Annotated in this window: 7 protein-coding genes; 6 read left to right on the top strand and 1 reads right to left on the bottom strand. The window is 73.3% G+C overall.

What is annotated here, in order from left to right:
• Positions 1–1,380, bottom strand: a 1,380-nt coding sequence (locus VIB55_RS18250) for an NFACT family protein (RefSeq protein WP_331878101.1), incomplete at its 3' end; no start/stop codon positions are given.
• A 100-nt stretch (positions 1,381–1,480) separates the two neighbouring features.
• Between VIB55_RS18250 and panB the strand changes: the two genes are divergently transcribed.
• The 6 genes from panB to VIB55_RS18220 all read left to right on the top strand — a co-directional run.
• A complete protein-coding gene (gene panB / locus VIB55_RS18245; protein WP_331878100.1) occupies positions 1,481–2,305 on the top strand; it encodes a 3-methyl-2-oxobutanoate hydroxymethyltransferase in 825 nt (274 codons plus the stop codon).
• Entirely contained in the window at positions 2,302–3,171 is an 870-nt protein-coding gene (gene panC / locus VIB55_RS18240; protein WP_331878099.1) for a pantoate--beta-alanine ligase, read from the top strand. Before panB ends, panC begins: the two co-directional genes overlap by 4 nt.
• A gap of 31 nt (positions 3,172–3,202) precedes the next feature.
• On the top strand, positions 3,203–3,577 hold the full coding sequence (panD, locus tag VIB55_RS18235; protein WP_331878098.1) for an aspartate 1-decarboxylase: 375 nt from the start codon (positions 3,203–3,205) through the stop codon (positions 3,575–3,577).
• Between the two features lie 5 nt (positions 3,578–3,582).
• Positions 3,583–4,425: a hypothetical protein gene (locus VIB55_RS18230; protein WP_331878097.1), complete on the top strand. Its 843-nt coding sequence runs from the start codon at positions 3,583–3,585 to the stop codon at positions 4,423–4,425.
• On the top strand, positions 4,400–4,990 hold the full coding sequence (locus VIB55_RS18225) for an HD domain-containing protein (RefSeq protein ID WP_331878096.1): 591 nt from the start codon (positions 4,400–4,402) through the stop codon (positions 4,988–4,990). Before VIB55_RS18230 ends, VIB55_RS18225 begins: the two co-directional genes overlap by 26 nt.
• Positions 4,968–5,157, top strand: a 190-nt coding sequence (locus VIB55_RS18220) for a hypothetical protein (RefSeq protein WP_331878095.1), incomplete at its 3' end; no start/stop codon positions are given. The genes VIB55_RS18225 and VIB55_RS18220, both read left to right, overlap by 23 nt.

The raw sequence follows: 5,157 nt of genomic DNA, 5'->3' as shown, positions 1-5,157 counted from the left end.
CGCATGGCCGAAAGTCAAGCGATCGTTGTGCTTGGACGACCGCCCCACGCGTACCTCCAGCCCGCCCGACGTGCGGTACATCTTGTACGGAAGCCGCGGCCCCTCCGGTTCGTCGACCTTGGCGCGCGACTCGGGCCGGCGCAGGGCAGACTCCACCCAGTCCGGCGCTTCGCCGCGTTCGATGGCCGCCGCCGCCGCCCGCCAGCGGTCGCGCTCCACCTCGGCCTGGGCCATCAGCTCGGGAAAGCGCGCCTCGGCCCGGCCCCGGCGGCGGGCCTGCTCGTACAGGCGCTCGGCATTTTCGTGCGGGCGCAGGGCGGGGTCCAGTGGCACCTCTACCTCGTCTCCTTCGAAGCCGGGGAGGATCACCGACGGCTCTCCCGGTTCAGGCCAGTCCAGGTGCGCCAGGAGCAGGTCGCCCAGGCCCCGGAGCCGGTCGGCTTCTCCCATCGTTGCCGCCTCGGCGCGCAGCCGCTCGATCCGTCGTTCCGCCCCCGCCAGCTTCCGCTTCACCCGGTCCAGCAGGTCTGGTTCCGCCAACACGTCCACCGGCGCGTCCGGCTCAGCCGCGGCGGAGGCCGCCACCTCGTCCATCGCCGCCAGCAGCGACCGCGCGCGGGCGGACTCCATCCCCTCCAGCGCCAGCGGATAGGGCTGCGGCCCCGCCGGCGTCCGCACCAGGAACGCTCCCTCTTCGTCTCCATCCGCCACGGCCCACCAGCGCTCGAACGCCTCAGCCAGCGCCTCCGGATCGTCCCCGCGTGCGGCGTCGCCCAGTAGCGCCGCGGCGTTCAGGGGGCTGGTGTAGGCGAAGCCGGCGACGAGCGCGCGGGGACGTTCGGCGGGAGGGACGGCGCCGAGCGCGTCCATCCACTCGGCCACCAGCGCCTCGCGCGGACGGTTCGGGAGCACGCGCCCGGCGGGTTCCGGCGGACGGTACTCCGCGCCGGGCTTGAGCGTTCGGCCGCCGGCCTCGCGCGCGCGGAGGGCGGAGACGATGCGCCTGGCGTCGGCATCCACCACCAGCGCGTTCCACTGGTTGGTGTGAAGCTCCACGACCAGGGCGCGACGGCCGCCGCGGAAGCGGTTGGCTTCGTGGATGTCCAGCCGGATCAGCCGCTCGTCGGGGGGAGACGATACGCGGACGATGCGCGCGGAAAGCTCGCCCTTCGCCGTGTCTTCATCCGCCACCAGCTGCACCCAGCCGCGGCGCGGGTGAAGGTCCCAGCGCAGCGCCTGCCCGCCGTCCAGCGGCAGGGTGCACGAGAGGTCGCGGTCGAAGCGGGGAAGAGCGAGCGACTGGCGGCCCTGGAGCGCGGCGCGAAGCTCGGCCGCAAGGGCGCGGACCAGCAGGGGGCAGTACCGGATCGGGTTTGACACCCCCCCAACATCGGGTTAGCTTCCCGCCCCGTCAACCCGCCGCCCGAGGCCCCAAACCCCACGGCGGCGGCCGGTTTTTGTGCCAGGGCAGACCACAGGGATGTCAACACAGCGCGGGACCGGGCCGCGGCGGGTAACCGTCGCCGACCTCCGCGAAATGAAGCGCCGCGGAGAAAAGATCGCCGCGCTCACCGCGTACGACTACCTGTTCGCCCGTCTCGTGGATGCCGCCGGCGTGGACGTGGTCCTCGTCGGCGACTCGCTGGGCCAGGTGGTCCTGGGGCTCGACACCACGATCCCCGTGACGCTCGACGACATGATCCACCACGCCCGGGCCGTGCGCCGCGGCGTGGAGCGCGGGCTGCTCGTCGTTGACCTTCCCTTCCTCACCTACCAGGTCTCGCGCCAGGACGCGCTCCGCAACGCCGGGCGCGTGCTGCAGGAAACCGGCGCCAGCGCGGTGAAGCTCGAGGGCGGCTCGCCCGAGATCGCCGAAACCGTCGCCACGCTCGTGGGCGCCGGAATCCCCGTGATGGGCCATTTGGGATTCACCCCCCAGTCGGTTCACGTCACGGGCGTTCGCGTGCAGGGCAAGGGCGAGGAAGCCGCCGAGCGGATGCTGGCCGACGCGCGCCGCCTGGAGGCCGCGGGCGCCTTTTCCATCGTCCTGGAGCTGGTGCCCGGCGCGCTGGCCCGGCGGGTGTCGGAAAACGTCGACATCCCCACGATCGGCATCGGGGCGGGGGCGGGGTGCGACGGCCAGGTGCTGGTGCTTCACGACATGCTGGGGCTGAACCCGGGCTTCGCGCCCCGCTTCCTGCGCCGCTTTGCCGAGGTGGGCCAGGCCGCGTCGGAGGGGGTGGGCGACTTCGTGAAGTCGGTGAAGGACGGGGGCTACCCCGGCGCGGAGCACACCTTCGAATGAGCACGGCCGTGGAAGCCGGGCCGCGCCTGGTGCACACCCGCGCCGAGGTGCGCGAGCAGGTGGCCGCGTGGCGCGCCGCGGGCGAGCGCGTGGCGCTGGTGCCCACCATGGGGTACCTGCACGAGGGGCACATGTCGCTGGTGGACCGCGCGCGGGAGATGGCGGACCGCGTGGCGATGTCGGTGTTCGTGAACCCGCTGCAGTTTGCCCCCACCGACGACCTGGACCGTTACCCGCGCGACCTGGGCCGGGACCTGGAGATGGCTGCGGCCCGCGGCGTGGACCTGGTGTTCGCCCCCGACCCGCGCGAAATGTATCCGCGCGGCACGCCGCAGGTGCTGGTGGAGCCGGGGCCGCTGGCGGCGCGGATGGAAGGCGCCATCCGCCCCGGCCACTTTCGCGGGGTGCTCACGGTGGTGGCCAAGCTGTTCGGCCTGTTCCGCCCCGACGTGGCCGTGTTCGGGCAGAAGGACTACCAGCAGGCGGCGCTGATCCGGCGGATGTCGGTAGACCTGGACATGGGCGTGTGGGTGGAGGTGGCGCCCATCGTCCGCGACCCCGACGGCTTGGCGATGAGCTCGCGCAACGTGTATCTTTCGCCCGACGAGCGCCGGCTGGCCCTGGCGCTTTCGCGCGGGCTGCGGCGCGGCCGCGACCTGTTCGCCGCCGGCGAGCGCGACGCCGTGGCCCTTCGCGCGGCGCTGCGCGGCGCGCTGGGAACGGCGGGGGTGCAGGCCGAGTACGCCGAGGCGGTAGACCCCGACACGCTGGAGCCGGTGGCCGCCGCCGCGCCGGGAACCGTGCTGCTGGTGGCGGCACGGGTGGGCAGCACCCGGCTGATCGACAACGAGGTCCTTTCGGGATAGGGCAGCTTCCCCGGACACGAGCGAGACCGCCATGCTTCGCACGATGTGCAAGAGCAAGATCCACCGGGCCACGGTTACCGGTGCCGATCTCAACTATATCGGGTCCATCACCATCGACCCCGAGCTGATGGACGCCGCCGACCTGCTGGAATACGAGCAGGTGCACGTGGTGAACGTGAACAACGGCGCGCGCTTCGAAACGTACGTCATCCCCGGCGAACGCGGCCGGGGCGAGATGTGCCTGAACGGCGCCGCCGCCCGGCTGGTGCACCCGGGCGACAAGGTGATCGTCATCAGCTACGGCCAGTACGACGAAGCCGCCATGGAAGGCTACCGCCCGCGCTTCATCTTCGTCGACGAGCATAACCGCATCACGCCGGGCGCCCTCCGGGCCCTTTCCTCCTGACCTCCATGGGCGCCTGGACCGGCGTGGTCCTGGCGCTGGCGGAGGCGGAGTACGGCGGCCTGCGCTCGCGCCTTTCCACCTACCTGCACCCGCTGGCGGGCCGTCCGCTGGCGTGGCACGTGGTGCGCTGCCTGGCCGACCTGGAGCCGGGCCCTTCGCGCATCGTGGTGGCCTCCGGCCCCGACCTGTCGCCCGACCTCTTCGCCGACATCCCGGCCACCATCGAGGTGGTGCTTCCCCACGAGCAGTCGCTGGGCACCATCCTGGCCCAGGCCGCCCACGCCGGGCGGGTGGTGGCCGTGGACGCGGCCGCGCCCACCGCGGGGAACTGCCTGCAGCGCCTGCTGGGCAACGAGGGCGACGCGCTGCTGGTGGGCGAGGGGGGCGAGGTGGTGGCGGCCTCGCTGGGCGAAGAGGCCGCGATGCTGCTCCTGCGCCGGGGGGGCGACCTGTCGGCCCTGGCCGCCACGCTTCCCGCCGCCCACCGGGTGAGCGACCGCGACGGCTTCGTCGTGCGCAGCCGCGCCGGCCTTTCGCGCGCCGCGTCGGCCGTGCGCGACGGCGTGGTCCGCAAGCTGATGGAGGGGGGCGTCACCTTCCTCCTCCCGGAAACGGTGCTGGTGGACGTGGACGTGCAGATTGGCCGCGACACGGTGATCTACCCCGGGTGCGTGCTGGAGGCGGGAACCACCATCGGCGACGAGACCGTCGTGGGCCCGTGCTGCCGCCTGGTGGCCGCGCGCGTGGGCAGCGGCGTGGAATTGAAGGGCTTCAACTACGTTTCGCACACCTCCATTCGCAACCGCGCCATCCTTGAGCCCCATGTCAAACGCGGCTTCGACGACTGAGCTGGGCCCGCTGGCGCGCGCCGCGGCGCGGGGCGAGCTTCCCGAGTGGGCGTGCGCGTCGGAAAAGCGCCGCGCCCACATCGGCCGCGTGGCCGCGCTGATGGGCGAGTGGGCCGACGCGCTGGGCCTGCCGGCCGACGAGCGCACCCGCTGGCTGGCCACGGGGTGGCTTCACGACGTGCTGCGCGAGTGCCCCCCCGACGAGCTGCGTCCCCTGGTCCCCGAGGCGTTCCGGTCGCTCCCCGGCAAGCTGCTGCACGGCCCCGCCGCGGCCGAGCGCCTGGCGGGTGAGGCCGACCCCGAGATGCTCGACGCCATCCGCTACCACACGCTGGGCTCGCCGCGCTTCGGCACGCTGGGGCGTGCGCTGTACCTGGCGGACTTCCTGGAGCCGGGGCGCCGCTACGAGCCGGAGTGGACGGCGTCGTTGCGGGCGCGCATGCCGGGCGAGATGGACGAGGTGCTGCGCGAGGTGGTGCGCGCGCGCGTGGGCCACGTAAAGGAGAGCGGAAGCACGCTGCACCCCGAGACGCAGGCGTTCCATGAGCAAGCCGAAGGGGCGTAGCGCGGGGCAGGGCGGGGCAGGGCGCCGGCTTCAGACCATCGGCCTCTTCATCACCCTGCTGGCCGTGGCCGTCCTGGTCGGCTCGCTCGCCGCGGGCATGGCCGGCGGCGGGTCACCGGTGGCCGACCCGCCGGCTCCCCGCGCGTCCGCCGAGCCGGCGCGAACCC

The sequence above is a fragment of the Longimicrobium sp. genome (assembly GCF_036554565.1).
Classification (GTDB): domain Bacteria; phylum Gemmatimonadota; class Gemmatimonadetes; order Longimicrobiales; family Longimicrobiaceae; genus Longimicrobium.
This window is presented reverse-complemented; position numbering and strand designations above follow the sequence as displayed.